This is a genomic window from Enterobacter sp. WI-ESBL-E8 (assembly GCF_053364895.1).
Genome location: NZ_JBRWXJ010000001.1, coordinates 1,392,768 through 1,419,010, shown reverse-complemented (window position 1 = coordinate 1,419,010; position 26,243 = coordinate 1,392,768). Strand labels below are relative to the sequence as shown.

At 54.7% G+C, this 26,243-nt stretch carries 24 protein-coding genes and 1 pseudogene; 1 reads left to right on the top strand and 24 read right to left on the bottom strand.

The genetic code is table 11. From position 1 onward, the window contains the following. Positions 1 to 19: 19 nt before the first annotated feature. From tolB to sdhC, 17 genes are all read right to left on the bottom strand, one after another. The gene (gene tolB, locus ACWHWP_RS06730) at positions 20 to 1,312 is read right to left on the bottom strand and encodes a Tol-Pal system beta propeller repeat protein TolB (RefSeq protein ID WP_063955533.1); all 1,293 of its coding nucleotides are present in this window, start codon (positions 1,310 to 1,312) and stop codon (positions 20 to 22) included. A gap of 111 nt (positions 1,313 to 1,423) precedes the next feature. Beyond that, positions 1,424 to 2,713, bottom strand: a complete 1,290-nt coding sequence (gene tolA / locus ACWHWP_RS06725; RefSeq protein WP_447855283.1) for a cell envelope integrity protein TolA — start codon at positions 2,711 to 2,713, stop codon at positions 1,424 to 1,426. 28 nt (positions 2,714 to 2,741) lie between these two features. Next, a complete protein-coding gene (tolR, locus tag ACWHWP_RS06720) occupies positions 2,742 to 3,170 on the bottom strand; it encodes a colicin uptake protein TolR (protein ID WP_003858589.1) in 429 nt (142 codons plus the stop codon). A 3-nt stretch (positions 3,171 to 3,173) separates the two neighbouring features. Then, positions 3,174 to 3,866, bottom strand: coding sequence for a Tol-Pal system protein TolQ (tolQ, locus tag ACWHWP_RS06715; RefSeq protein ID WP_008501101.1), 693 nt, complete (start codon positions 3,864 to 3,866; stop codon positions 3,174 to 3,176). Then, positions 3,863 to 4,267 (bottom strand): tol-pal system-associated acyl-CoA thioesterase, encoded by a 405-nt coding sequence (ybgC, locus tag ACWHWP_RS06710; protein ID WP_003858593.1) that lies wholly within the window; start codon positions 4,265 to 4,267, stop codon positions 3,863 to 3,865. Before ybgC ends, tolQ begins: the two co-directional genes overlap by 4 nt. A gap of 148 nt (positions 4,268 to 4,415) precedes the next feature. After that, positions 4,416 to 4,706, bottom strand: coding sequence for a cyd operon protein YbgE (gene ybgE, locus ACWHWP_RS06705; protein ID WP_008501100.1), 291 nt, complete (start codon positions 4,704 to 4,706; stop codon positions 4,416 to 4,418). Continuing rightward, positions 4,706 to 4,819, bottom strand: coding sequence for a cytochrome bd-I oxidase subunit CydX (gene cydX, locus ACWHWP_RS06700; RefSeq protein WP_003858598.1), 114 nt, complete (start codon positions 4,817 to 4,819; stop codon positions 4,706 to 4,708). Before cydX ends, ybgE begins: the two co-directional genes overlap by 1 nt. A 14-nt stretch (positions 4,820 to 4,833) precedes the next feature. Beyond that, positions 4,834 to 5,973 carry a cytochrome d ubiquinol oxidase subunit II gene (gene cydB / locus ACWHWP_RS06695; protein WP_047347065.1) on the bottom strand — a complete coding sequence of 380 codons (1,140 nt, stop codon included), beginning with the start codon at positions 5,971 to 5,973 and terminating at the stop codon, positions 4,834 to 4,836. 15 nt (positions 5,974 to 5,988) lie between these two features. Next, complete coding sequence (gene cydA, locus ACWHWP_RS06690; RefSeq protein ID WP_447855282.1) at positions 5,989 to 7,557, bottom strand: cytochrome ubiquinol oxidase subunit I; 1,569 nt, start codon at positions 7,555 to 7,557, stop codon at positions 5,989 to 5,991. A gap of 731 nt (positions 7,558 to 8,288) precedes the next feature. Beyond that, on the bottom strand, positions 8,289 to 9,158 hold the full coding sequence (sucD, locus tag ACWHWP_RS06685) for a succinate--CoA ligase subunit alpha (protein ID WP_008501094.1): 870 nt from the start codon (positions 9,156 to 9,158) through the stop codon (positions 8,289 to 8,291). Then, entirely contained in the window at positions 9,158 to 10,324 is a 1,167-nt protein-coding gene (sucC, locus tag ACWHWP_RS06680) for an ADP-forming succinate--CoA ligase subunit beta (protein ID WP_047347067.1), read from the bottom strand. Before sucC ends, sucD begins: the two co-directional genes overlap by 1 nt. A gap of 96 nt (positions 10,325 to 10,420) precedes the next feature. Next, positions 10,421 to 11,641 carry a 2-oxoglutarate dehydrogenase complex dihydrolipoyllysine-residue succinyltransferase gene (gene odhB / locus ACWHWP_RS06675; protein ID WP_447855281.1) on the bottom strand — a complete coding sequence of 407 codons (1,221 nt, stop codon included), beginning with the start codon at positions 11,639 to 11,641 and terminating at the stop codon, positions 10,421 to 10,423. Positions 11,642 to 11,655: 14 nt separating this feature from the next. Beyond that, the gene (sucA, locus tag ACWHWP_RS06670) at positions 11,656 to 14,463 is read right to left on the bottom strand and encodes a 2-oxoglutarate dehydrogenase E1 component (protein ID WP_059310950.1); all 2,808 of its coding nucleotides are present in this window, start codon (positions 14,461 to 14,463) and stop codon (positions 11,656 to 11,658) included. 223 nt (positions 14,464 to 14,686) lie between these two features. Then, on the bottom strand, positions 14,687 to 15,403 hold the full coding sequence (gene sdhB / locus ACWHWP_RS06665; protein ID WP_008501090.1) for a succinate dehydrogenase iron-sulfur subunit SdhB: 717 nt from the start codon (positions 15,401 to 15,403) through the stop codon (positions 14,687 to 14,689). A 15-nt stretch (positions 15,404 to 15,418) separates the two neighbouring features. Further along, positions 15,419 to 17,185 carry a succinate dehydrogenase flavoprotein subunit gene (sdhA, locus tag ACWHWP_RS06660; RefSeq protein ID WP_014883036.1) on the bottom strand — a complete coding sequence of 589 codons (1,767 nt, stop codon included), beginning with the start codon at positions 17,183 to 17,185 and terminating at the stop codon, positions 15,419 to 15,421. Next, positions 17,185 to 17,532 (bottom strand): succinate dehydrogenase membrane anchor subunit, encoded by a 348-nt coding sequence (gene sdhD, locus ACWHWP_RS06655; protein WP_008501088.1) that lies wholly within the window; start codon positions 17,530 to 17,532, stop codon positions 17,185 to 17,187. The genes sdhA and sdhD overlap by 1 nt, the downstream gene beginning before the upstream one ends. Further along, positions 17,526 to 17,930: a succinate dehydrogenase cytochrome b556 subunit gene (sdhC, locus tag ACWHWP_RS06650; RefSeq protein ID WP_447856635.1), complete on the bottom strand. Its 405-nt coding sequence runs from the start codon at positions 17,928 to 17,930 to the stop codon at positions 17,526 to 17,528. Before sdhC ends, sdhD begins: the two co-directional genes overlap by 7 nt. Before the next feature lie 639 nt (positions 17,931 to 18,569). Between sdhC and ACWHWP_RS06645 the strand changes: the two genes are divergently transcribed. Beyond that, the gene (locus ACWHWP_RS06645; RefSeq protein WP_047347070.1) at positions 18,570 to 19,853 is read left to right on the top strand and encodes a citrate synthase; all 1,284 of its coding nucleotides are present in this window, start codon (positions 18,570 to 18,572) and stop codon (positions 19,851 to 19,853) included. A gap of 98 nt (positions 19,854 to 19,951) precedes the next feature. On the opposite strand, the gene nei is transcribed toward ACWHWP_RS06645, so the two are convergent. The 7 genes and pseudogenes from nei to ACWHWP_RS06610 form a co-directional block, all read right to left on the bottom strand. Next, a complete protein-coding gene (gene nei, locus ACWHWP_RS06640; protein ID WP_447855280.1) occupies positions 19,952 to 20,743 on the bottom strand; it encodes an endonuclease VIII in 792 nt (263 codons plus the stop codon). 22 nt (positions 20,744 to 20,765) lie between these two features. Continuing rightward, positions 20,766 to 21,503: a 5-oxoprolinase subunit PxpA gene (pxpA, locus tag ACWHWP_RS06635; RefSeq protein WP_447855279.1), complete on the bottom strand. Its 738-nt coding sequence runs from the start codon at positions 21,501 to 21,503 to the stop codon at positions 20,766 to 20,768. Further along, positions 21,490 to 22,422, bottom strand: a complete 933-nt coding sequence (pxpC, locus tag ACWHWP_RS06630; protein ID WP_447855278.1) for a 5-oxoprolinase subunit PxpC — start codon at positions 22,420 to 22,422, stop codon at positions 21,490 to 21,492. The genes pxpA and pxpC overlap by 14 nt, the downstream gene beginning before the upstream one ends. Next, positions 22,416 to 23,073, bottom strand: a pseudogene (pxpB, locus tag ACWHWP_RS06625) (5-oxoprolinase subunit PxpB). Before pxpB ends, pxpC begins: the two are co-directional and overlap by 7 nt. 14 nt (positions 23,074 to 23,087) lie before the next feature. Then, positions 23,088 to 23,831 (bottom strand): type 2 GTP cyclohydrolase I, encoded by a 744-nt coding sequence (locus tag ACWHWP_RS06620; protein WP_059310969.1) that lies wholly within the window; start codon positions 23,829 to 23,831, stop codon positions 23,088 to 23,090. 10 nt (positions 23,832 to 23,841) lie between these two features. Beyond that, positions 23,842 to 25,254: a deoxyribodipyrimidine photo-lyase gene (gene phrB, locus ACWHWP_RS06615; protein WP_447855277.1), complete on the bottom strand. Its 1,413-nt coding sequence runs from the start codon at positions 25,252 to 25,254 to the stop codon at positions 23,842 to 23,844. Between the two features lie 606 nt (positions 25,255 to 25,860). Next, complete coding sequence (locus ACWHWP_RS06610; RefSeq protein ID WP_014069366.1) at positions 25,861 to 26,067, bottom strand: YbfA family protein; 207 nt, start codon at positions 26,065 to 26,067, stop codon at positions 25,861 to 25,863. Positions 26,068 to 26,243 lie beyond the last annotated feature (176 nt).

The window sequence follows — 26,243 nt, the reverse complement described above, 5'->3', positions numbered from 1 at the left end:
GTAATCAATTAATTATTATTTACAGATACGGCGACCAGGCAGGTGATTTTACCTGTCCATCAGTTGCCGGAATACGCGCTTTGAAACGCCCATCTGTAGAAACCAGATTCAGCACAGATCCCATCCCCTGAGAAGAGCTGTAGATTACCATAGTGCCGTTAGGTGCCAGACTTGGCGTTTCATCCAGGAACGTTGACGACAGAACTTGAACGCCACCCGCTACCAGATCTTGTTTGGCAATGTGCTGCTGCCCACCGTTGGAGCTCACCATTACCATAAATTTACCGTCGCTGCTCACGTCTGAGTTCTGGTTCTGAGAACCTTCCCAGGAAATACGCTGCGGAGCACCGCCGTTAATGTTCACTTTATAGATTTGTGGACGGCCTGCCTGGTCAGAGGTAAATGCCAGGTTTTGACTGTCCGGGAACCATGATGGTTCGGTATTGTTGCTACGACCATCGGTCACCTGACGGATCTGGCCAGAGCCAATGTCCATCACGTACAGGTTCAGGCTACCGGTTTTAGACAGCGCAAAGGCCAGTTTCGACCCGTCCGGAGAGAACGAAGGCGCACCGTTGTGACGAGGGAATGACGCCACCTGACGAACAGCACCGTTAGCCAGCGTCTGGATAACCAGCGCAGAACGTCCGCTTTCGAAGGTTACGTAGGCCAGTTTAGAGCCATCCGGAGACCAGGCTGGAGACATCAGAGGCTGGGAAGAACGTTTCACCAGGAACTGATTGTAGCCGTCGTAATCAGATACGCGCAGCTCATACGGGAACTGACCACCGTTGGTCTGGACCACATAAGCAATACGTGTACGGAATGCACCTTTGATGCCGGTCAGTTTTTCGAATACCCCATCGCTGGCGGCGTGTGCCGCATAGCGCAGGTACTGTTTAGTGACCTTGTAAGAGTTCTGTGCCAGAACGGTACCTGGTGCGCCGCCGGTATCAACCAGCTGCCAGGCCACGTTGTAAGAACCATCCGGGTTAGGGGTAACCTGACCCACAACCACGGCATCAATACCCAGTGCAGACCATGCCGCAGGCTGTACTTCCTGCGCGCTACCCGGCTGCTGAGGCAGACGAGAACGGTCTAACGGGTTGAATTTACCGCTGTTACGCAGGTCAGCCGCCACGATGCCACCGGCATCTTCAGGTGCAGCGCCAGGACCGGCCCACTGGAACGGAACAACACCGATTGGGCGTGCCGAGTCGTTCCAGTCAGTAATGTCGATGCTGACCGTTGCATGTACTGTTGCAGTTAACAGTACTAAAAAACCAAAAGCTAATCGTAATGCCTGCTTCATCATATCTCCCTTATCCGAACAATAAGTCCTGGATAATTTAGCAGAAGGTTAACAAACTCATATACACAAAACTATCAGAACCCGTTAACGGGGGTACCGTTACCGCTCTGCTTATGGCTTAAAGTTCAGCGAGGCATCTTTAAATACCTCGTAGACAGCCTGAGTAGGTGGTTTAGGCAATTTGGCCTGGTTAACCGCCACAAGCGCGGCCTGGCATAATGCTTCATCCCCGCCTTCTGACTCAACGCTCTTCACCAAACCGTCAGGAGCCAGCTTAATATGCAGCCTGCACGTTTTCCCGGTATACAGTGATTTATCGTTAAGCCTGCTGGATATAGCCGCAGCTATCTGGTTCTTATAGTCATTGATCTCAGCGCCAGTAGCACCGTTACTCTTAGTGTTACCACTTCCCGTCGGCGCTGCGTTGTTTCCTTTCGCCCCACCGCCAGTTTTCGGCGCATTCTTACCGGAGCTCAGGTCGCCCAACAGATCGTCAACACCGGCAGCAGCTGCGGCTTTTTCAGCGGCGGCAGCCTTTTTCGCAGCCGCTTTTTCAGCCGCGGCTTTCTTATCGGCAGCGGCCTTCTCAGCTGCAGCTTTTTTATCAGCAGCGGCTTTTTCTGCTGCTGCCGCTTTTTCTGCCGCAGCTTTCTCAGCAGCAGCCGCTTTCTTCGCAGCCTCGGCAGCAGCTTTCTTCTCTGCTTCCTGAGCGGCTTTCTTCGCGGCTTCTGCTTCAGCTTTCTTCTGAGCGTCAGCAGCGGCTTTCGCTTCGGCTTTCTTCTGAGCATCAGCAGCCGCTTTCTTCGCAGCTTCTGCTTCGGCTTTCTTCTGGGCATCAGCAGCGGCTTTTTTCGCGGCTTCCGCTTCAGCTTGCTTCTGAGCATCAGCAGCCGCTTTCTTCGCCGCTTCGGCCGCTAATTTTGCCTGAGCATCAGCCTGCGCTTTGGCGTCCGCTGCGGCTTTTGCAGCCGCCTCTTCCGCCTGCTTCTGCTGTTGCTGGGCTTGTTTCGCTGCGGCTTCCGCTTGTTTCTGCTGTTCTGCCTGCTCTTTCGCGGCTTCCTGCGCCTGCAAACGTTCTTTCTCAAGCTGCTTCAGACGCTCCTGCTCGGCGGCCTGCTTTTCACGCAGTTCTTCCGCTTGCTGTTGCGACTGTTTTTCACGCTGCTCTTCAGCCCGTTTTGCACTCGCCTTCTGCTGTTGTTGGCGATTATAGTTTTGTACTACCGCACCGGGATCCACCATCACAGCATCAATGGAAGACCCTCCACCGCCGCCGGCTGATGCATCAATATGCTCGTCGAACGAACTCCAGATCAGCGCTGCAAAGAGAATAACGTGCAGCACTGCGGAGACGATTATCGCTCGCTTAAGCTTGTCGTTCTGTTCGGTTGCCTTTGACACTATCGGTTCCCAAAAACTACGCGGATGATCAAATAGGTTGAGTCATTAAGCCAACTGACTTAACACCCGCACTATGTAGCAAGTTCAGCGCTTTAATAATTTCATCGTATGGTACGTCTTTCGCGCCACCGATTAAGAAGACCGTTTTCGGATTTGACTCCAGGCGACGCTGCGCTTCAGCAATAACCTGCTCGGGTGGAAGCTGATCCATACGATCTTTTTCTACCACTACGCTGTATTGCCCTACGCCGGAAACCTCAATGATAACCGGAGGATCGTCATTTGTGCTCACCGCCTGTGATTCTGTCGCATCCGGCAGATCCACTTCCACACTCTGGGTAATGATTGGCGCTGTCGCCATAAAGATCAGCAGCAGTACCAAAAGAACGTCCAGCAGTGGAACGATATTGATTTCGGACTTGAGCTCGCGACGACCTCGTCCACGCGATCTGGCCATGGTTTACCCCTTGTTGCTCTCGGTGCTGGTAAACGCCTGACGGTGCAGAATCGCAGTGAACTCTTCCATAAAGTTGTCGTAGTTCAGTTCCAGTTTGTTCACGCGCTGGTTCAGACGGTTATAAGCCATAACCGCCGGGATTGCGGCAAACAGACCGATAGCGGTCGCAATCAGTGCTTCTGCAATACCCGGGGCAACCATCTGCAACGTCGCCTGCTTCACCGCGCCAAGCGCGATAAAGGCGTGCATGATCCCCCAAACGGTACCAAACAGACCGATATACGGGCTGATGGAACCTACCGTCCCGAGGAAAGGAATATGCGTTTCAAGGTTTTCCAGCTCACGGTTCATCGAGATACGCATCGCACGCGAGGCACCTTCCACGACCGCTTCCGGCGCATGATTGTTTGCGCGGTGCAGGCGGGCGAACTCTTTGAAGCCGCTATAGAAAATTTGTTCGGAGCCAGTAAGGTTTTCACGGCGTCCCTGGCTTTCCTGGTACAGACGAGAAAGCTCAATACCCGACCAGAACTTATCTTCAAACGCTTCAGCTTCACGGCCAGCGGCATTGAGGATACGCGTTCTCTGGATGATGATGGCCCAGGATGCGATTGAAAAACCAATCAAAATCAACATGATAAGTTTAACCAGAAGGCTTGCCTTCAGGAACAAATCAAGGATATTCATGTCAGTCACTGCTTAAACTCCGCGACAATAGACTTAGGAAGCGCACGAGGCTTCATTATGGTTGGATCAACACAAACAATCAGTACTTCAGCTGAGTTCAGTACGGTGTTCTCTGCGTTGACTATCCGCTGCGTGAAAACCAGTGAGGTCCCGCGCATTGATGTAATTTCAGTTTGGACTTCGAGCATATCGTCGAGTCTGGCAGGCGCAAAATACTCAAGCGTCATCTTGCGTACCACGAAGGCAACTCGCTCAGCCAACAGCACCTGTTGACTAAAGTGATGATGGCGCAGCATCTCTGTGCGTGCCCGTTCATAAAAAGCAACGTAGCTGGCGTGGTAAACCACACCACCGGCATCGGTATCTTCGTAATAGACACGAACCGGCCATCGAAACAGCGTTGTATTCACTTTACATCCCAGTAATGCAACAAAAGTTAGAGCTTTTAAACTTCGCTACTATACGCGCGGGAATGATGGTTTGGAATGGGAGAAAGTAAACGGAGAGTAAATTTTTATGGGCTCGGGTAAGCCCATAACGTTAACGGACATTTCTTATTCAGAAGAAGAAGAAAATCAAACCGGCGAGAAGCACCAGATCGGCAATGAGCGGGCAAAAAATCCCCTGCCAGTGAACGGCTTTCGGACGAAAGCCCACGCCGTGGATCACACCTGCGCACACCGCCCACATAATGAGGAAGCCGTGCCAGATTTCAAGCTCGCTGGTTTTCGCTGCGAAGCGCGAAGGGTCCCAGAAGATACAACCTGCCAGCAGTAATGCCATCACTAAAGAAAGCGCCCGTAACGGGCGCTTATCCATTACCGCGTAAAGTTTCGCGATAATATTCATTAGTGTTTTTCTTCACCCGCTTTGGTCGCTTCCACGTGCTCAAGCGCCAGGGCAGTGATGACACCAAATGCACAGGCAAGAAGCGTCCCTAAAATCCATGCGAAATACCACATATTCAGCTCCTTACTTAGTACATAGAGTGGGTGTTGCTTTCGATATGTTCTTTAGTGATACGACCGAACATTTTCCAGTAACACCAGATGGTGTAGGCCAGAACAATCGGAACGAACACGCAAGCAACATACGTCATCAGGTTCAGCGTCATATGGCTGGAGGTCGCATCCCACATAGTCAGGCTAGCATTCAGCATGGTGCTGGATGGCATGACGAATGGGAACATTGCGATACCCGCCGTCAGGATGATGCACGCCAGCGTCAGTGAAGAGAACACGAACGCCAGAGCACCTTTCTCCAGACGAGACGTCAGCACGGTCAGCAGCGGCAGCAACACGCCCAGAGCAGGAATAGCCCACAGCACTGGCGTCGTGTTGAAGTTCACCAGCCATGCACCCGCCTGACGCGCCACTTCTTTGGTCAGCGGATTGGACGGCGCAGTGTGGTTGATAGCAGACGTCACTACGTAACCATCAATACCGTACACCACCCACACACCGGCCAGGGCGAAGCAGACCAGCGTAACCAGCGCAGCAACCTGAGCCGTCGCGCGAGAACGCAGGTGCAGTTCACCCACAGTACGCATCTGCAGATAGGTTGCGCCCTGCGTGATGATCATTGCCACGCTCACAACACCGGCCAGCAGACCAAACGGGTTCAGCAGCTGGAAGAAGTTACCGGTGTAGTAAAGACGCATATATTCGTCCAGGTGGAACGGTACGCCCTGCAGCAGGTTACCGAACGCCACACCGATCACCAGCGGTGGAACGAAGCTACCGATGAAGATGCCCCAGTCCCACATGTTGCGCCAGCGGGTGTCTTCAATCTTGGAACGGTAGTCGAAACCGACCGGACGGAAGAATAAAGAGGCCAGCACCAGAATCATCGCCACGTAGAAACCGGAGAACGCAGCCGCGTAGACCATCGGCCAGGCAGCGAACAGCGCGCCGCCTGCGGTGATCAGCCACACCTGGTTACCGTCCCAGTGCGGGGCGATGGAGTTAATCATGATTCGACGCTCGGTGTCATTACGACCGAGGAAGCGGGTGAGCATCCCCACCCCCATGTCGAAACCATCCGTGACGGCAAAACCGATCAGCAGAACGCCGACCAACAGCCACCAGATAAAACGCAATACTTCATAATCGATCATTTGATGACTCCTGTCTTAGCGTGCCGGCTGAGTAGTCGCAGTGGACTGCTCGTAGTGATAGCGACCGGTTTTCAGGCTGCTTGGGCCAAGGCGCGCGAACTTGAACATCAGGAACAGTTCAGCCACCAGGAACAGGGTGTACAGACCACAAATCAGCAGCATGGAGAAGATCAGGTCGCCTGCTGTCAGGGAGGAGTTCGCTACCGCCGTTGGCAGCACCTCACCAATTGCCCATGGCTGACGGCCATACTCCGCAACAAACCAGCCGGACTCGATCGCGATCCACGGCAGTGGAATACCGTACAGCGCGGTGCGCAGCAGCCATTTTCTCTCGCCGATGCGGTTACGAATCACGGACCAGAAGGACGCCGCAATGATCAGCAGCATGATGATGCCGCAGCCCACCATGATACGGAATGCAAAGTACAGTGGCGCAACGCGCGGAATGGAGTCTTTGGTGGCCATCTGGATCTGTGCTTCCGTCGCATCAGAAACGTTCGGGGTATAACGCTTCAGCAGCAGACCGTAACCCAGATCTTTCTTCACGGTATTGAACTGGTCGCGAACAGCCTGGTCGGTAGAACCGGCACGCAGCTGTTCCAGCAGTGAGTAGGCCTTCATACCGTTACGGATACGCTCTTCGTGCTGAACCATCAGCTCTTTCAGACCCGTCACCTGCTTATCAACAGAACGTGTCGCGATGATACCCAGCGCGTATGGGATCTGAATTGCGAAGCGGTTTTCCTGCGCGTCCTGATCGGGAACACCGAACAGCGTAAAGGCAGCAGGTGCCGGTTGCGTTTCCCATTCGGCTTCGATGGCGGCCAGTTTGGTTTTCTGCACGTCACCCATTTCGTAACCGGATTCATCACCCAGAACGATAACAGAGAGGATTGCAGCCATACCGAAGCTTGCAGCGATAGCAAAGGAACGCTTAGCGAACGCGAAGTCACGACCACGCAGCATGTAGTAAGAGCTGATGCCCAGTACAAACATCGCGCCGCACACATAACCAGAAGCTACGGTGTGAACGAATTTAACCTGTGCAACCGGGTTCAGGACCAGCTCAGCAAAGCTAACCATCTCCATACGCATGGTTTCGAAGTTGAAATCAGACGCGATTGGGTTCTGCATCCAGCCGTTCGCAACCAGGATCCACAGCGCGGACAGGTTCGAACCTAATGCAACCAGCCAGGTCACTGCCATATGCTGGACTTTACCCAGACGGTCCCAGCCGAAGAAGAACAGACCTACAAAGGTGGATTCGAGGAAGAAGGCCATCAGACCTTCAATGGCCAGCGGCGCACCGAAGATATCCCCTACATAGTGAGAATAGTAAGACCAGTTAGTCCCGAACTGGAACTCCATGGTCAGACCGGTTGCCACGCCCAGTGCAAAGTTGATACCAAACAACTTGCCCCAGAACTTGGTCATATCTTTATAAATCTGTTTGCCGGAGAGAACGTATACCGTTTCCATGATGGCCAGCAGGAACGCCATACCGAGCGTCAGTGGCACAAACAGGAAGTGGTACATCGCGGTCAAGGCAAACTGTAAGCGCGACAGTTCGACTATATCTAACATCATGACTCCTTGCTCATCGCATGAAGACTCCGAGAGTGAACCCCGTCAGAGAGATTCACACGCATGCCCCAATACAAATTATTCGCATCCCTGTCGTCGTTATTACCCTGAAGGAGGATAAAAACGATGACGTGAGGTTACAAATACGTTAATAAAAAATTCAAATTGATCCCGCAAATATAATACGCTGCAAAACCCTTACAATAAACAGGTTTTTATTGAATCATATTTACGTTTTTCGACGGCGATCAATTTATAGCAAAATTACCACTTTTCGGCCATTTTGATCGGGGACAATTTAGCGTCTTTTGGCGCGTTTTTCCAAACATTAAACATTGATTTAAATCAAAAACAATCGGTTATGTTAATTGTGTTTTGATGTGGTGAACATAGTAAAAACCATGTTAAAGATATGTATATAAAATACAGGCAAGGTTATCGAATAGAGTGCTTAATATAAACAGAAGTGATTTCTATTAACCCAGGCAGTGCGGAATGGCTGATTTATTCAGGACATAAATTTTAGTGCGTTTTACGTTTTTTTCCATCTGTTCGCTTTAAGTAAAATAAATAACAATAATTTTACCTTTTAGCTCTTACTAATTAACACCAATTTGTGACTATTTCATGATGCCCGGCACGTAAAAAAAAGGCCGCTTTTTCAGCGGCCAACCATGTCGAAACGGACATTTTTATACTGCAACGCCCCCCTTGCGGGGAGCAGAGAGGACTTACTTAATGATGGATTTCAGAGCTTCGCCGATATCCGCCAGGCTGCGAACGGTTTTCACACCTGCGGCTTCCAGCGCTGCAAATTTCTCATCAGCCGTACCTTTACCGCCGGCGATGATTGCGCCTGCGTGACCCATACGTTTACCTTTTGGTGCAGTCACGCCCGCGATGTAACCGACAACAGGCTTGGTCACGTGTTCTTTGATGTAAGCAGCCGCTTCTTCTTCAGCGCTACCACCGATCTCACCGATCATGACGATCGCTTCGGTCTGCGGATCTTCCTGGAACAGCTTCAGGATGTCGATGAAGTTAGAGCCAGGGATCGGGTCACCGCCGATGCCCACACAGGTGGACTGGCCGAAACCGTAATCGGTAGTCTGCTTAACCGCTTCATAGGTCAGCGTACCGGAGCGGGAAACGATGCCCACTTTGCCCGGCTTGTGAATGTGACCCGGCATGATGCCGATTTTGCATTCGCCCGGGGTGATAACGCCTGGGCAGTTCGGGCCGATCATACGCACGCCCGCTTCGTCCAGCTTCACTTTCACGGTCAGCATATCCAGCGTCGGGATGCCTTCAGTGATGGTGATGATCAATTTGATACCCGCGTCGATCGCTTCCAGAATGGAGTCTTTGCAGAACGGTGCCGGAACGTAGATAACAGTCGCGGTTGCGCCCGTCGCTTCTACGGCTTCACGCACGGTGTTAAACACCGGCAGGCCCAGGTGCGTGGTGCCGCCTTTACCTGGCGTAACGCCGCCAACCATCTGCGTACCGTAGGCAATTGCCTGTTCGGAGTGGAAAGTCCCCTGGCTACCGGTGAAGCCCTGGCAGATAACCTTGGTATCTTTATTAATTAAAACTGACATTATTTCCCCTCCACTGCGGCAACAACCTGCTGAGCTGCATCCGTCAGACTTTTCGCTGCAATAATATTCAGGCCGCTGTCAGCCAGTTTTTTCGCGCCGAGTTCAGCGTTGTTACCTTCCAGACGTACGACAACCGGAACGTTAACGCCCACTTCTTCTACCGCACCGATGATACCGTCAGCAATCAGGTCGCAACGTACGATGCCGCCGAAGATGTTCACCAGAACAGCTTTTACGTTGTCGTCAGAGAGGATGATTTTGAACGCTTCGGTTACGCGCTCTTTGGTTGCGCCACCGCCTACGTCGAGGAAGTTCGCTGGCTCACCGCCGTGCAGCTTAACGATGTCCATGGTGCCCATTGCCAGGCCCGCGCCGTTAACCATGCAGCCGATGTTGCCATCCAGCGCAACATAGTTGAGTTCCCACTGTGCAGCCTGCGCTTCACGCGGGTCTTCCTGTGACTGGTCGCGCATTTCGCGCAGATCGGACTGGCGGAACAGCGCGTTGCCGTCAGCGCCCAGCTTGCCGTCGAGGCAGATCAGGTCGCCCTGGGTGGTGATCACCAGCGGGTTAATCTCGATCAGCGCCAGATCGCGCTCCAGGAAGATGTTTGCCAGACCCATGAAGATCTTGGTGAACTGCTGAACCAGCTTGCCTTCCAGACCCAGTTTGAACGCCAGCTCACGACCCTGGTAAGGCATAGGGCCTGCCAGCGGATCGATAGCCACTTTGTGGATCAGGTGCGGGGTCTCTTCCGCCACTTTTTCAATTTCCACGCCGCCTTCGGTAGACGCCATGAACACTACGCGACGGGAGCTACGGTCAACAACCGCGCCGAGGTACAGTTCTTTCGCGATGTCGGTTGCCGCTTCCACCAGGATCTGGTTAACCGGCTGGCCGTTCGCATCCGTCTGATAGGTCACCAGACGTTTGCCGAGCCAATGTTCAGCAAAAGCGCGGATCTCTTCTTTGCTCTTAACAACCTTCACACCGCCCGCTTTACCACGGCCACCAGCGTGAACCTGACATTTAACTACCCAAGGGCCGGCACCGATTTTAGATGCAGCTTCTTCTGCTTCACGCGGGGTAGTACAGGCATAACCCACCGGAGCCGGTAAGCCATACCGGGCAAACAGCTGTTTGGCCTGATATTCATGTAAGTTCATGTGTTCTATCCATCCTTCAGGGTAATCGTTATCTTCAAACCTGTAGACCGGCGCGGTCTTTGCGCCGGTCTACAGGGCAGGTGATGCTAAAAGTAACTAGACGTCCAGCAGCAGGCGCGTTGGATCTTCCAGCAGCTCTTTAATGGCTACCAGGAAGCCCACGGACTCGCGGCCGTCAATCAGGCGGTGGTCGTAAGAGAGCGCCAGGTACATCATTGGCAGGATCTCAACTTTACCGTCAACCGCCATAGGGCGATCTTTAATGGCATGCATACCCAGGATCGCGCTCTGCGGCGGGTTAATGATCGGGGTAGACATCAGCGATCCGAATACGCCGCCGTTGGTAATGGTGAAGTTACCGCCGGTCAGATCGTCTACGGTCAGCTTGCCGTCGCGGCCTTTAACAGCCAGCTCTTTGATATTTTTCTCGATATCAGCCATACCCAGGGTGTCGACATCGCGCAGAACCGGGGTTACCAGGCCACGTGGAGTAGAAACCGCCATGCTGACGTCGAAATAGTTGTGGTAAACCACGTCATCGCCATCGATAGACGCGTTCACTTCCGGGTAGCGTTTCAGCGCTTCAACAACCGCTTTCACGTAGAAGGACATAAAGCCCAGACGGATACCGTGACGTTTTTCGAAGGCGTCACCGTACTGCTTACGCAGTTCCATGATTGGCTTCATGTTCACTTCGTTGAAGGTGGTCAGCATCGCGGTGGAGTTTTTCGCTTCCAGCAGACGCTCGGCCACACGCTTACGCAGGCGAGTCATTGGCACACGTTTTTCGCTGCGGGCGCCCAGAGCAGGCTGTGCTGCCGGTGCCGCCGCAGGGGCTTTCGCTTCTGCCTGAGCAGGCGCTTTCGCCAGGTGTTTGTCGATGTCTTCGCGGGTCAGACGACCGCCCACACCGGTGCCCTTGATGGCTGCCGGATCAAGGCTGTGTTCAGCCAGCAGGCGACGGATCGCCGGGCTGAGCGCGTCGTTAGATTGTTCTTCCAGGGAAGCCTGCTGGCGCTGAGCCGGCGTAGAGGCTTTCTCTTCAGATTTCGCGCTGGACTCTTTGCCCGCGCTGTTGCCTTCGCGCAGGCGACCCAGGATCTGACGAGAGGTCACGGTCGTGCCTTCATCTTCCAGGACTGCATCCAGAATGCCATCCGCCGATGCCGGTACTTCCAGTACCACTTTGTCAGTTTCGATTTCTACCAGCACTTCATCGCGCTTAACGGCGTCGCCTGGTTTTTTGTGCCAGGTGGCGACGGTCGCATCTGCTACAGATTCAGGCAGGTCGGGAACAAGAATATCTACGCTACTCATTATGTATCCTTTAATTAATCGACGTTCAGCGCGTCATTGACCAGATCTTGTTGCTGCTTCTGGTGAACGGACATATACCCTACCGCCGGAGAGGCGGAGGCCGGGCGACCTGCGTAACGCAGGGCAGACCCAAATGGAATCACTTCACGGAAATGATGCTGGCTGCAGTACCATGCGCCCTGGTTAAGCGGCTCCTCCTGGCACCAGACAAAATCATGTACGTGAGCATATTGTTTCAGCACTTCCTGCATCGCCTGATGCGGGAATGGATAAAGCTGTTCGATACGCACAATGGCGACATCTTTCTGATCGTTCTTGCGGCGCTGTTCCAGCAGGTCGTAATAAACCTTACCAGAACACATTACGACACGCTTAACGCCCTTCGGATCCAGCTCGTCAATCTCACCGATAGCTGGCAGGAAGGTGCCGTTGGCCAGTTCATCCAGGCTGGAGACCGCCAGCGGATGACGCAGCAGGGATTTCGGCGACATCACCACCAGCGGACGACGCATACCGCGCAGCGCCTGACGACGCAGCATGTGGTACACCTGAGCCGGAGTGGACGGTACGCAGACCTGCATGTTCTGCTCAGCGCAGAGCTGCAGATAACGTTCCAGACGCGCGGAGGAGTGCTCCGGACCCTGGCCTTCATAACCGTGCGGCAGCAGCATCACCAGGCCACACATGCGGCCCCACTTCTGCTCGCCGGAGGAGATGAACTGGTCGATAACCACCTGCGCACCGTTGGCGAAGTCGCCGAACTGCGCTTCCCAGATGGTCAGGGTGCGTGGTTCCGCAGTGGCGTAACCGTATTCGAATGCCAGCACCGCTTCTTCAGACAGCACGGAGTCCCAGACCTTGAACTGGCCCTGACCGTTGTGCACGTGCTGCAGCGGGGTGTAGGTTGAACCGTTGGACTGGTTATGAACAACCGCGTGACGGTGGAAGAAGGTGCCGCGGCCCGCATCTTCACCGGACAGACGAACAGGAATGCCTTCGTCAACCAGCGTTGCGTAAGCCAGCGTTTCTGCGCCGCCCCAGTCGAACAGCTTCTCGCCTGCCGCCATGGACTGACGGTCAGCGTAGATCTTCGCCACGCGAGACTGCATCTCGATAGCGTCCGGTACGGTGCTGATGCGTTTAGCCAGCTCCTGCAGGCGCTTCATCTCAACCTTGTTCGGGTAGCTCTCATCCCACTCGTGGTTGAGGTACGGCGACCAGGTAAAGGAGTGCATGTTCATCGGGCGCAGCTCTTTCACCACGCATTCACCCGCATCCAGCGCGTCGCGGTAGAGGTTGACCATTTCGGTCGCATCTTCCAGCGTCGTCACTTTGTCGCTTTCCAGCTTGTCAGCATAGATTTTGCGCGGCGTCGGGTGTTTTTTGATTTTCTGATACATCAACGGCTGGGTTGCACTTGGCTCATCCGCTTCGTTGTGGCCGTGACGGCGGTAGCAGAACAGATCGATAAACACATCGCGTTTAAAAGTATTACGGAAGTCCAGCGCCAGACGGGTCACGAAAGCAACGGCTTCCGGATCGTCCGCGTTAACGTGGAAGATCGGCGCCTGAACCATCTTACCGATGTCGGTGCAGTACGGAGTAGAACGCGCATCAAGCGGGTTAGAGGTGGTAAAGCCCACCTGGTTGTTGATCACAATGCGAACGGTACCGCCCACTTCATAACCACGCGCTTTCGACATGTTCAGGGTTTCCTGAACCACGCCCTGCCCTGTTACCGCCGCATCACCGTGAATGGTGATTGGCAGCACTTTGTTGCTGCTCGGCTCGTCCAGACGATCCAGACGCGCGCGCACGGAACCGATAACCACCGGGCTGACGATTTCCAGGTGCGACGGGTTAAACGCCAGCGCCAGGTGAACCAGACCGCCTTCGGTTTCGATATCCGACGAGAAGCCCATGTGGTACTTCACGTCACCGGTGCCGAGATGTTCTTTATGTTTGCCCGCGAATTCGTCGAACAGGTCCTGCGGTTTTTTACCCAGCACGTTGACCAGTACGTTCAGACGACCACGGTGCGCCATGCCCAGTACCACTTCACGGGTACCGCTCTTGCCTGCGTGACGAATCAGCTCTTTCAGCATCGGCACCAGCGCATCGCCGCCTTCCAGCGAGAAGCGTTTTGCGCCAGGGAATTTCGCGCCGAGATAACGCTCAAGCCCTTCCGCTGCGGTCAGTTCGTTCAGGAAGCGTTTTTTCTCGTCAGCCGAGAAGTTCGCGTGGCCCGCTACGGATTCGATACGCTGCTGGATCCAGCGTTTCTCTTCGGTAGAGGTAATGTGCATGTATTCCGCGCCGATGGAGCCGCAGTAGGTTTGCTTGAGCGCGTCAATCAGATCGCCCAGCTTCATCGTGTCTTTGCCGATGGCAAAGGAACCTACGTTAAAGCTTTCCTGGAAATCGGCCTCGGTCAGATCGTGATACGCCGGATCGAGATCGGCCACACGGTCTTGTTTCCACAGTCCCAGCGGATCGAGATTCGCATGCTGGTGACCGCGGAAGCGATAAGCGTTGATAAGCTGCAGGACTTTAACCTGCTTCGCATTGGTGTCAGGGTCGGAAATCGCAGAAGAGTAACGTGAGGCATCCTTCGCCAGACGACGGAAATAATCACGTGTTTTGGAATGGAATTGATCCGGTTTGACTCCCGTACCAGGCAACTGCTGGAACATGGAACGCCAGTTTGCGTCCACTGAGTCAGGATCGGTTAAGAAGTCTTCATAGAGCTGTTCTATCCAGCTCTGGTTGGCACCAGAGAGGTAAGAAGAGTCCAGCCAGGCTTTCATTGCGCCGTTCTGCATCGTGATCCCTTAAGCATTTTTATGCTTACTTTCGCCGTAGAAACTACCACGCACACACCGTGTACGTGCCGGGGTTCACCTGCGAGCTCTTTTCATTTGGCCCGCGAAGGAACCTTTAGAAACTGTCTAGACTTCAGGGCAGTTTTTAAAGGTTTCTGCAATCTGTTCCCTCTCCTTTTGGGAGAGGGTTAGGGTGAGGGGAACAGCGCTCCCCTCTCACTACTTACGCACTGCGCTGCAGCAGCATCGACTTAATATGGCCGATGGCGCGCGTCGGGTTCAGCCCCTTAGGACACACACTGACGCAGTTCATGATGCTATGGCAGCGGAATACGCTGAAAGCGTCACTCAGTCCTTCCAGACGGCTATCGGTTTCGGTGTCGCGGCTATCGATCAGGAAGCGATAGGCAGCCAGCAGACCGGCCGGGCCGATAAACTTGTCCGGATTCCACCAGAACGACGGGCAGGACGTAGAACAACATGCGCAGAGAATACACTCGTACAGCCCATCGAGTTTTTCACGCTGCTCAGGAGACTGTAAGTGCTCACGAGCGGGTGGATTTTGCCCATTATTCAATAAGTAAGGCTTAATCTTCTCATATTGTGCATAGAATTGCCCCATGTCTACCACCAAATCACGCACGACCGGCAGGCCTGGCAGAGGACGGATAACAATTTTCTGGCCAGGACGCTGCAACGCTGAAATTGGCGTGATGCAGGCCAGGCCATTTTTGCCGTTCATGTTCACGCCGTCAGAGCCACAAACCCCTTCACGGCAGGAGCGGCGGAACGACAGTGTCGGATCTTTTTCTTTCAGCTGGATTAAGGCATCCAGCAGCATCATGTCGCGACCTTCTTCCGCTTCCAGGGTGTAGTCCTGCATACGTGGAGCGTCATCAACATCCGGGTTATAACGATAAACTGAGAATTCGAGTTTCATTATCCTGTCTCCGCATTAGTAAGTACGAATCTTCGGCGGGAACGCCGGACGCAGTTTCGGTTCCATGTTGACGCTACGACGCGTCATGGATTCCGACTCTGGCAGATACAGGGAATGGCACAGCCAGTTTTCATCGTCACGATCCGGGAAGTCGAAGCGGCTATGCGCGCCACGGCTTTCGGTACGGAAGTTTGCCGACATCGCGGTTGCGAACGCGGTTTCCATCAGGTTATCCAGCTCCAGGCACTCAACGCGCTGGGTGTTGAACTCGCTGGAGGTGTCGTCCAGACGGGCGTTTTTGAGACGCTCGCGGATTGCTTTCAGCTGCTCAAGTCCTTTGGCCATCGCGTCACCTTCACGGAATACCGAGAAGTTGTGCTGCATGCATTCCTGCAGTGCTTTACGGATTTCCACCGGATCTTCGCCGTTACGGTTACCGTTCCAGCGGTTGAGGCGCTCAAGAGAGGCATCAATTTCGTCGTCGGTCGCATCACGCAGCGCGCCCTGCTCGGCAATGGATTCCTGCAGATGCAGACCCACCGCACGACCAAACACCACCAGGTCCAGCAGGGAGTTGCCGCCCAGACGGTTTGCACCGTGTACGGATACGCAGGCAATCTCGCCTACCGCGAACAGGCCCGGAATGACCACGTCTTCGCCCTGCTCGTTCACGGTCAGCGCCTGGCCGGTCACTTTGGTCGGAATACCGCCCATCATATAGTGGCAGGTTGGGATAACCGGAATCGGCTCTTTTACCGGGTCGACGTGGGCGAAGGTGCGGGACAGTTCCAGAATGCCCGGCAGACGGGATTCCAGAACTTCTTTACCCAGATGGTCGAGTTTCAGCTTCGCGTGTGGACCCCACGGGCCGTCACATCCGCGGCCTTCACGAATTTCGATCATGATGGAACGCGCCACCACGTCACGACCCGCCAGGTCTTTCGCATTCGGGGCATAACGCTCCATGAAGCGCTCGCCGTGTTTGTTCAGCAGGTAGCCACCTTCACCACGGCAGCCTTCCGTGACCAGAACGCCTGCACCGGCGATACCGGTTGGGTGGAACTGCCACATCTCCATATCCTGCACCGGCACGCCAGCGCGGATTGCCATACCGACACCGTCACCGGTGTTGATGTGGGCGTTAGTGGTGGACTGGTAAATACGGCCTGCCCCACCGGTGGCCAGCACCGTTGCGCGGGCTTTGAAGTAGACCACTTCACCGGTTTCGATGCACAGCGCGGTACAACCTACCACTGCGCCATCGGCGTTTTTCACCAGATCCAGCGCGTACCACTCGGAGAAGATGGTGGTGTGGTTTTTCAGGTTCTGCTGATACAGGGTGTGCAGCAGCGCGTGACCGGTACGGTCAGCCGCTGCCGCGGTGCGTGCCGCCTGCTCGCCGCCGAAGTTTTTCGACTGGCCGCCAAACGGACGCTGATAGATGGTGCCATTTTCCAGACGGGAGAACGGCAGCCCCATGTGATCCAGCTCCAGAATCGCTTCCGGGCCAGTCTTACACATATATTCGATGGCATCCTGGTCGCCGATGTAATCGGAACCTTTTACCGTGTCGTACATATGCCATTCCCAGTTATCTTCATGGGAGTTACCCAGCGCAACGGTAATACCGCCCTGCGCAGACACGGTATGAGAACGGGTCGGGAAAACTTTTGAGAGCAGCGCACAGGTCTGGCCGCTCTGGGAAATTTGCAGTGCGGCACGCATACCTGCGCCACCCGCACCAATCACTACAGCATCAAATTCTCTGACTGGCAGTTTCATTACACACCCCACACCACAACGAATCCATAAATAACGTAAACCACCAGAGCAACAACAATGGCCAGCTGCAGAGGGAGGCGAATCGCCAGAGGTTTAACGTAATCGGTCAGCACCTGCCACATACCAATCCAGGCATGAATAAGGATGGAGAACAGCGCCAGCAGGGTGAACACTTTGGTGAAGGCAGATCCGAAGAACCCGCTCCAGATTTCCCACGTCAGCGTGCCGCTGGTCGCGAAGAAACCGATCATATAGATGATGTAAAGGGTGAGAACGATGGCGGTAGCACGGACAAGAATGAAGTCATGTACGCCGTTGCGTCCTAATGCGGAGGCGTTGCTTACCATACGAGAACTCCTGCGAGAAGTGAAAGCACGACTGTAATCACAAATGAAATGTTAGCGGAGCGTTTCCCGGCTTCGCACGTTTCTTCCAGGTAGCCGAAGTCCATCAGCATATGGCGAACACCCACAACAACGTGGTACGCCAGCGCGGTCAGAATGCCCCACATGATGAATTTCACGAAGAAGCTGTTCATGATGGCAGAGGCCTGGAGGAATCCTTCAGGAGAAGAGAGGCTGGTGCCCAGTAACCACAGCAGAATACCGACCGCCACAAACGTAATCACACCGGATACACGGTGCAGAATGGACGCTATTGCTGTTACAGGGAACCGGATCGTTTTGAGATCCAGATTGACAGGTCTTTGTTTTTTCACATTTCTTATCATGAATAACGCCCACATGCTGTTCTTATTGTTTCCTTCCTCCGGACTGCGATGCGGGTCAAGCAGCGTTCCTTTTCTATAACTGCGCGTCATGCAAAACATTGCTTCCAAATGCTAAAACGACACGTTACAACGCTGGGTGGCTCGGGATTGCAGGGTGTTCCGGAGACCTGGCGGCAGTATAGGCCGTTTACAAAATCATTACAATTAACCTACATACAGTTTGTCGGGTTTTCTCTGGAACAGTGATCAGGGTCACGATAACAACATCTTTTTAATTTTTAATCATCTGATTTGACAAATGTTAAACAATATTGTTACAAACGTCATCAGAAAAGGCATATAATGCGCAAAAGTTATGAGGTCTCTCTTTCACCTGACAAATAGTTATGTAACAGTGTGATGGTATTGACCGAAGTTATCAGGACAGTTATTAGTGATATACAGGTTTGAATAATTCGGACTGCAAAAACGCTGATTTGCTGTTGTTTCACTGATATTTCATTCGTTTACCTGCAAGGCGCCATAGCTCTGTACCCTGGTTTGTCCTCGTGAGCTGAGCGGTAAGCCAAATAACAATCTGGTAACGGTGATTAACAGCTGAAAGCAAATCCGGTAAAGCGCAGTCTTAAGCATAAGGCGCTAAGGAGACCGTAAATGGCTGATACAAAGGCAAAACTCACCCTAAATGGTGATGATGCTATTGAACTGGATGTGCTAAAAGGCACGCTCGGTCAGGATGTTATTGATATCCGTACTCTGGGTTCTAAAGGGGTTTTCACCTTTGACCCAGGATTTACCTCTACCGCATCTTGCGAATCCAAAATCACCTACATTGACGGTGACGAAGGTATCCTGCTCCATCGCGGCTTCCCCATCGATCAGTTAGCCACTGAATCCAACTATCTGGAAGTGTGCTACATCCTGCTGAACGGCGAAAAACCGACGCAGGCGCAATACGATGAATTCAAAACCACCGTGACCCGTCACACCATGATCCATGAGCAGATTACCCGTCTGTTCCATGCGTTCCGTCGTGACTCTCACCCGATGGCGGTGATGTGCGGTATTACCGGTGCGCTGGCGGCGTTCTACCACGACTCCCTTGACGTGAATAACCCACGTCACCGCGATATCGCGGCGTTCCGCCTGCTGTCCAAAATGCCAACCATGGCGGCGATGTGTTACAAATACTCCATCGGCCAGCCGTTTGTGTATCCGCGTAACGACCTCTCCTACGCGGGTAACTTCCTGCGCATGATGTTCTCCACGCCGTGCGAAGAGTACGAAGTGAATCCGGTGCTGGAACGCGCGATGGACCGTATTCTGATCCTGCACGCTGACCACGAACAGAACGCATCGACCTCCACCGTCCGTACCGCAGGCTCTTCAGGCGCGAACCCGTTCGCCTGTATCGCTGCGGGCATCGCCTCCCTGTGGGGACCGGCGCACGGCGGCGCGAACGAAGCGGCACTGAAGATGCTGGAAGAGATCAGCACCGTAGAGCACATTCCTGAGTTCGTGCGTCGCGCAAAAGACAAGAATGACTCCTTCCGCCTGATGGGCTTCGGTCACCGTGTTTACAAAAACTACGACCCACGTGCGACCGTCATGCGTGAGACCTGCCACGAAGTGCTGAAAGAGCTGGGTACCAAAGATGACCTGCTGGAAGTGGCGATGGAGCTTGAGCACATCGCGCTGAACGACCCGTACTTCATCGAGAAGAAACTCTACCCGAACGTCGATTTCTACTCCGGTATCATCCTGAAAGCGATGGGTATTCCGTCCTCCATGTTCACCGTGATCTTCGCGATGGCGCGTACCGTAGGCTGGATTGCGCACTGGAACGAAATGCACAGCGAAGGCATGAAAATTGCTCGTCCTCGTCAGCTATACACCGGCTACGAGCAGCGTGATTTTAAGTCTGATATTAAGCGCTAACAGACGTTGGGTGCGGCCTGATGCCCTCACCCCGGCCCTCTCCCACAGGGAGAGGGTGAAAATATTAAAAACGGTAACCTCAGGGTTACCGTTTTCTTTTATTTCTGACAGTGCGGGCACCAGTAAAACGGTCGTGAAGAGAGCATTATTCTGTCGATAATGCCGCCGCACCGCTCGCACTTTTTTCCCGCCCGATGAAACACCTTAAAGCGGAACAGCGCCCCGTGATGCGTGTTCTCATCCACCACGCCGCGCGTATTATAGGATAACCGCGGAATATCCAGCAGCGCGTGGGACAGCGCCTCCAGCTGTTCATCGCTTAGCTGAGACGCTTTGTGCTGCGGTGCCAGCCCCACTTCCCACAGAATTTCTACCCGCAGATAGTTACCCAGCCCTGCCAGGAACGCCTGATCGAGCAGTAACCCGGAAAATTGCCGGTTGCGGAATTTGGGAGATAACAAGCGTGCTTTAACATCGTTCGCCGTCAGGCGCATATCCAGCACGTCCGGCCCGACCCGCTGCAGGAACGGGTGAGTGAGCAGTTGCTCCGGTGTTAACATTTCTATATCCGACGCGCTGTAAAGCAGAATTGCTTTATCCGCCGTTTGCAGCCTGACGCGCAACACGCGGTTGGTTTGCGGTTGCTCATCCGCGTTAACCACTCGCCAGACGCCGTAAAGCTGGTTATGGCTATATAACGTCAGGTTATGGGAAAAGTGCGTAAGCAACGCCTTCCCGCGCGTTTCAATATGCGTCACCGTTTGGCCCACCAGTTGGGCTTCAAACGCTTTCAGTTGAGGAAAAGCAAACCAGACGTTCGTCAGGGTTTTGCCCTTTATCGCCGCCTCGAGGCTATCCGCCGCGCGGCGGATCTCCGGGCCTTCAGGCATTTTTCTGTCCTTATCGTGAGTGTCAGGCGCTGACGAGGATCCCCTGCTCTGCAAAGGCCGCCCGCAAGCGGCGCGCGAACTGCAGCGCATGCTCGCCATCACCGTGTAAACAAACCGTATCCGCCTGCACGCTGGCCATAGAGCCATCCGTCGCGTTGACCGTGCCCTCCCGCACCATCTGAAGCGTCTGCGCCAGCGCCTGAGACTCATCGGTAATTAACGCGCCGGGCTGGGTCCTCGGGACCAGGCTGCCATCGGGCAAATATCCCCTGTCCGCAAACACTTCCTGACGCGTGGTTAACCCCAGACGCTGCCCGGCGCGGATAAGCTCGCTACCCGCCAGGCCAACCAGTATCAGCTGCGGGTTGCAATCCCGTACCGCGCGAGCGATGGCGTCCGCAAGAGCGGGCTCTTTCGCCGCCTGATTGTAGAGCATGCCGTGCGGCTTCACGTGGCGTAACACGCCCTGCTGGGCTCGCACAATCGCCTCCAGCGCGCCAATCTGGTACAGCATCTGGGCGTAGACCGTCTCCGGCGGCAGGTTCATCGCGGTGCGGCCAAAGTTTTCCCGGTCGGGAAAGCTCGGGTGAGCGCCAATCGCTACGCCGTTTTTAAGGGCATTGCGAACGCTCTCCAGCATGATCCGCGCATCACCCGCGTGAAAGGCGCAGGCGATATTGACCGAGGAGACCAGGGTCATCAGCTCGGCATCCGCGCTGCCGCCCTCGCCCAGATCGGCGTTTAAATCAATCTTTACCATCTAGCCTCCACGCCAGCTGTTCCAGATAGCGCTGCCGATCCTGACGCGCCTTCAGCGCCTCCTCCAGCGAACATTGCACGAAGTGGATCGGCTGTCCCAGGGGAATTTGCGCCAGATGGTAACGATCGGCCTCAATAATGCAGGCAATACGCGGATAACCACCCGTCGTCTGCGCATCGTTCATCAACACAATAGGTTGACCGTTACCCGGCACCTGAATGACGCCGGGCAACAACCCGTGGGAAAGCAATTCTCGGTCCGTCGTACGGGTCAGCGGCTGTCCCTGCAGGCGATATCCCATGCGGTTACTTTGCGGGCTGAGCTTCCACGGCGAGCGCCAGAAGGACTCTTTAGAGGCCTCATCAAATTCATGATATTCCGGCCCCGGCAGGGCGCGGATCTGGTTACTCCAGAGGAGCTGCTTCACGCCCTGAGCCGTCGAGAAGTGGCGCGCGGATGGCCCGATCGCCAGACGATCGCTATCCTGCAACAGGCGTCCTTCGTGACCGCCAATACCGGCTTTCTGATCGGTACTGGATGAGCCCAGCACCTCCGGCACGTCAATCCCGCCCGCGACAGCAAGATAGCTACGTACCCCGTGCAAAGGACGCTTAAGCGTTAAACGCTGCCCGGCTTTCGCCCGCAGCCGCCAGCCGGTCCAGACCGCTTTGCCATCAAGCGTGGCATCGCACCCTGCGCCGGTTAACGCAAACCAGGTCTCGTGACTAAACTCAATGACGCACTGCCCCAGCGTAATTTCGAGCGCCGCCGTATTGCCGGGGTTGCCCACCAGCACGTTAGCAATCTCCAGCGCGGGCCTGTCCAGCGCGCCACAGTAGCTCACGCCGGACTGGCGCATGCCAAAGCGGCCCGCATCCTGCACGGAGGTGTAAAGCCCTGCGCGAATCAGCGTTAGCATACGCCCTCCTTCTGCGGGATAAAGCGGAGGGTATCGCCAGGACGCAGGAGGACCGGCGATGCCTGCCCGGGTTCAAATAACGGCGTGGACGTGTGTCCGATAAGCTGCCAGCCGCCAGGCGAAGCCAGTGGATAAATGCCGGTCTGTTCGCCGCCAATTGCGACGGTGCCTGCCGGCACGCTCAGGCGCGGCTCCGCGCGACGCGGCGTATGCAGCCTCGTGGAAAGCCCGCCAAGATACGGAAAGCCCGGCTGAAATCCTAAAAACCAGACCACGTAATCAACGGAGGCGTGCAGCTCAACAACCTGCTTTTTCCGTTAACCCGCAGTGCTCGGCGACCACGGAGAGGTCGGGCCCCTGCGCACCACCGTACACCACCGGGATCTCAATCGTTCTGGAGTCAGGCTCCAGCGCCTCACTCTCTTCCCACCAGCGCTGCAAGCGTTCGATGGCATCCAGAGCCAGCGTATGCGGGCTACGCAGCACGACGGTAATGTTATTCATGCCCGGAATGGCCTCAACCACTTCAGGCATGTCGGCCAGACGCTGGGTCAGCCGCCAGATACGCTTTTGCGTAGCCAGCGTAACGGGCGGCTCCAGCTCCAGTACCACTGCGGTTTCGCCCAGAAGATAACAACGCGCTCGCTGCACTTAACTACCTCTCATCAGGCCGGATTAGGGATATCAATAAAGGTCACATCCAGATCGGTATTTTCCGTCAGCCACTCGCTGAGGGCGCGAATGCCGCCACGTTCCGTGGCATGATGGCCTGCGGCGTAGAAATGGAGCCCCTGCTCGCGGGCGGAGTGAACCGTCTGCTCGGAGACTTCGCCTGTAATAAACGCATCGACACCGAAGCGCGCGGCGCTATCGATAAAGCCCTGCCCGCCCCCGGTGCACCAGGCAACACGCTTCACCAGATCCGGTCCGGTATCGCCGCACCACAGGGGACGACGCCCGAGGCGCGCTTCGATCCATGAGGCCAGCTCCAGTCCGGGAACCGGCATTGCCAGTTCGCCCCACGGCACCAGCGGCTCAATCTCACCCATCACGGTAATTCCAAGTAACTGCGCCAGCTGAACGTTGTTACCGAGCTCCGGGTGCGCATCCAGCGGCAGGTGGTAGCCGTACAGGTTGATGTCATTTGCCAGCAGCGTTTTCAGGCGGTTGCGCTTCATGCCGCGAATAATCGGCGATTCGTTTTTCCAGAAATAACCGTGGTGGACAATCACCGCGTCGGCGTCCTGACGAACAGCCTCGTCCAGCAGCGCCTGGCTTGCCGTCACGCCAGTGATAATTTTTTGCACCGTCTCACGTCCTTCAACCTGAAGCCCGTTCGGGCCGTAATCGCTGAAGGCGGTACTGTTCAGTTTTTCGTTGATCAGGCTTTCCAGTTCGCTATTTTTCATCATCACTCTCTCAAGCTTTGCGGGCGGCTTCATAGGCCGCCAGCGTGGCGACGCGCGCCTGTTTATGGTCAACAATCGGACGGGGATAATCGAGCTTCACGCCCTGTTTATCCGCCCATGTCCACGGGTCGTGGATCGCTTTCGCAGGAACATTCCTGAGCGCGGGCAGCCAGCGGCGAATGAAGTCACCGTCTGCGTCAAATTTTTGCCCCTGGGTGGTGGGATTAAAAATCCGGAAATAGGGAGCCGCATCGGTGCCGGTCGAGGCGGCCCACTGCCAGCCGCCGTTGTTCGCCGCCAGATCGCCATCGATCAGCTGAGAAATAAAATAGCGCTCCCCGGCACGCCAGTCGATGAGGAGATCTTTCACCAGGAAGCTGGCGGTAATCATCCGCAGACGGTTGTGCATCCACCCGGTTTCATTTAGCTGGCGCATCGCGGCGTCCACAATGGGGTAGCCCGTTTCACCTTTCTGCCACGCCTGGAAGAGCGCCTCATCGTGCTGCCATGTTACGTTATCGGTCCACGAAATGAATGGCCGATGTTTACATAAATCAGGGTGATACGTCATCAGATGGCGATAGAACTCGCGCCAGATCAGTTCGTTAAGCCACACCGATCCGGGCCCGCCGTCCAGCGCCTGAGGCTGCTCGGCCAGCAGACGATGCAAACACTGGCGAGGAGAGAGCACGCCCAACGCCAGGCACGCGGATAAACGGCTGGTCCCTTCAATGGCCGGGAAATCCCTGCGCGCGTCATACTCACCCGCGCCCTGTTTGCAAAACTGGCGCAGCTTCGCGATAGCAGATTTCTCGTCGGCGGGGAACAGAAGCGCATCGAACGCCGCCTGGGGATAATTAAACGTCAGTTCCGGCAGGTCCGTTAACGCCTCCCCCCGAACTGCGGGCGCGGCCACGCACTCCGGCAGCGCCTCTTTAAGACTTTTAACAAAGGCGTTTTTAAAGGGCGTAAACACTTTGTACATCTCATGATTGCCGGTCATGACGCTGCCCGGTGCCAGCATCACGCTGTCATCAAAGCCCTGGCACTTCACATCTTTCAGCGTTGCCTCCAGCTGGCGATCCCGCTGGCGCTCGTTCAGTTCGTACTGATAGTTATAAAAAAGATGCGTGACCTGGTGCTGCTGGCACACCTCCTGCACCGCCAGAAGCTGCGCGGCAAAGTCACTGACCTCTTTATAAATCAACGGAATACCTTTTTCGGCAAGCGAGCATTGCAGTTCATTCAGATGCGCGTTGAGATAAGCGGCCTGTCGGGGCGCCATATCATGCTGCTGCCATTGTCCGGGCGTGGCGATATACAGCGCCAGCACCCTGGCATCCTGAGAGCGGCAGGCAGCCGCGAGAGCGATGTTGTCATGCACGCGCAGGTCCGCGCGAAACCAAACCAGATGGGTGGGCATAAAACTCCAGGCAAATATCCATTATGTCCGTAAGGGCACGCCACCAAAGGAAAAAGCGGCGGGCTTTTAATGTACTTTGCCATGAAGTGTAGACGGGATGAAATAAAAAAGGCCGCCCGAGGCGGCCTTAACGCTACTTGTCCTGCACTATCGTGGTCAATGCAACAAACCCGGTCGGTTCATCACGCTTAACAACAAGTACGCTGGCGACAATGAACGCAATGCATATATAGCGTTTCATCATGCGGTCCCTGCAGCTAACCGCTCCACCGTTCACCACCGGTGATAAGTCGGTGGACACAAGCTCTGTGTGGAGCCTGACTCACGGTTGTGGAAATACCTCTCCCGTGACCGGTGCCCATTTGCGAGATGGCGGAAAGGGACGCTGCATAGTAATCTCCGCGCGAACGAAGCGTAATCCATTGAAATTGTTTTTAAGAATATATTTAGGATCTAAGCGTTTGAATCTTCAGCTTGCAGAAGTATGCTTGAAAACCTCTGTGTGAGAGCTTGATAAACCACCCAACGGACCGCGAATCCTGAGGGACAAAAAAACCGCCACATTACTGTTGGCGGTTTTTTTTATTGCTGCGTGTAGTCTTCGTATCAGTAAAAATCGCAGGTCGCTTTTTCGGCCTGGTCCATCCACACCGGCTTCTCGCTGGTTTTCGCCCAGACGCGGTGCAGATAGCTGTAAAAACGTGCACGATCTTTCCAGAACAGCATCACCGGCAGAGCCAGCACGCCAGCCACTACGGCGAAAGTGCGACGCATGAACACGATATGAGCCGGATACTCTTTATAAAGATCCATATTTTCTCCCCTATAGTTGGCCGGAAACGTCATCCGGAAAATTCAAAATCTGTGACCTGGCTAAAATAATATCGCTTTGTTTGTAATTTTACTACTCATCCGACCACTTATTTTCGCCCGTTTAGTGAAAATTTACATTCACGCCGTAACTAAGTTACAAAAAAGTTAACGATTTA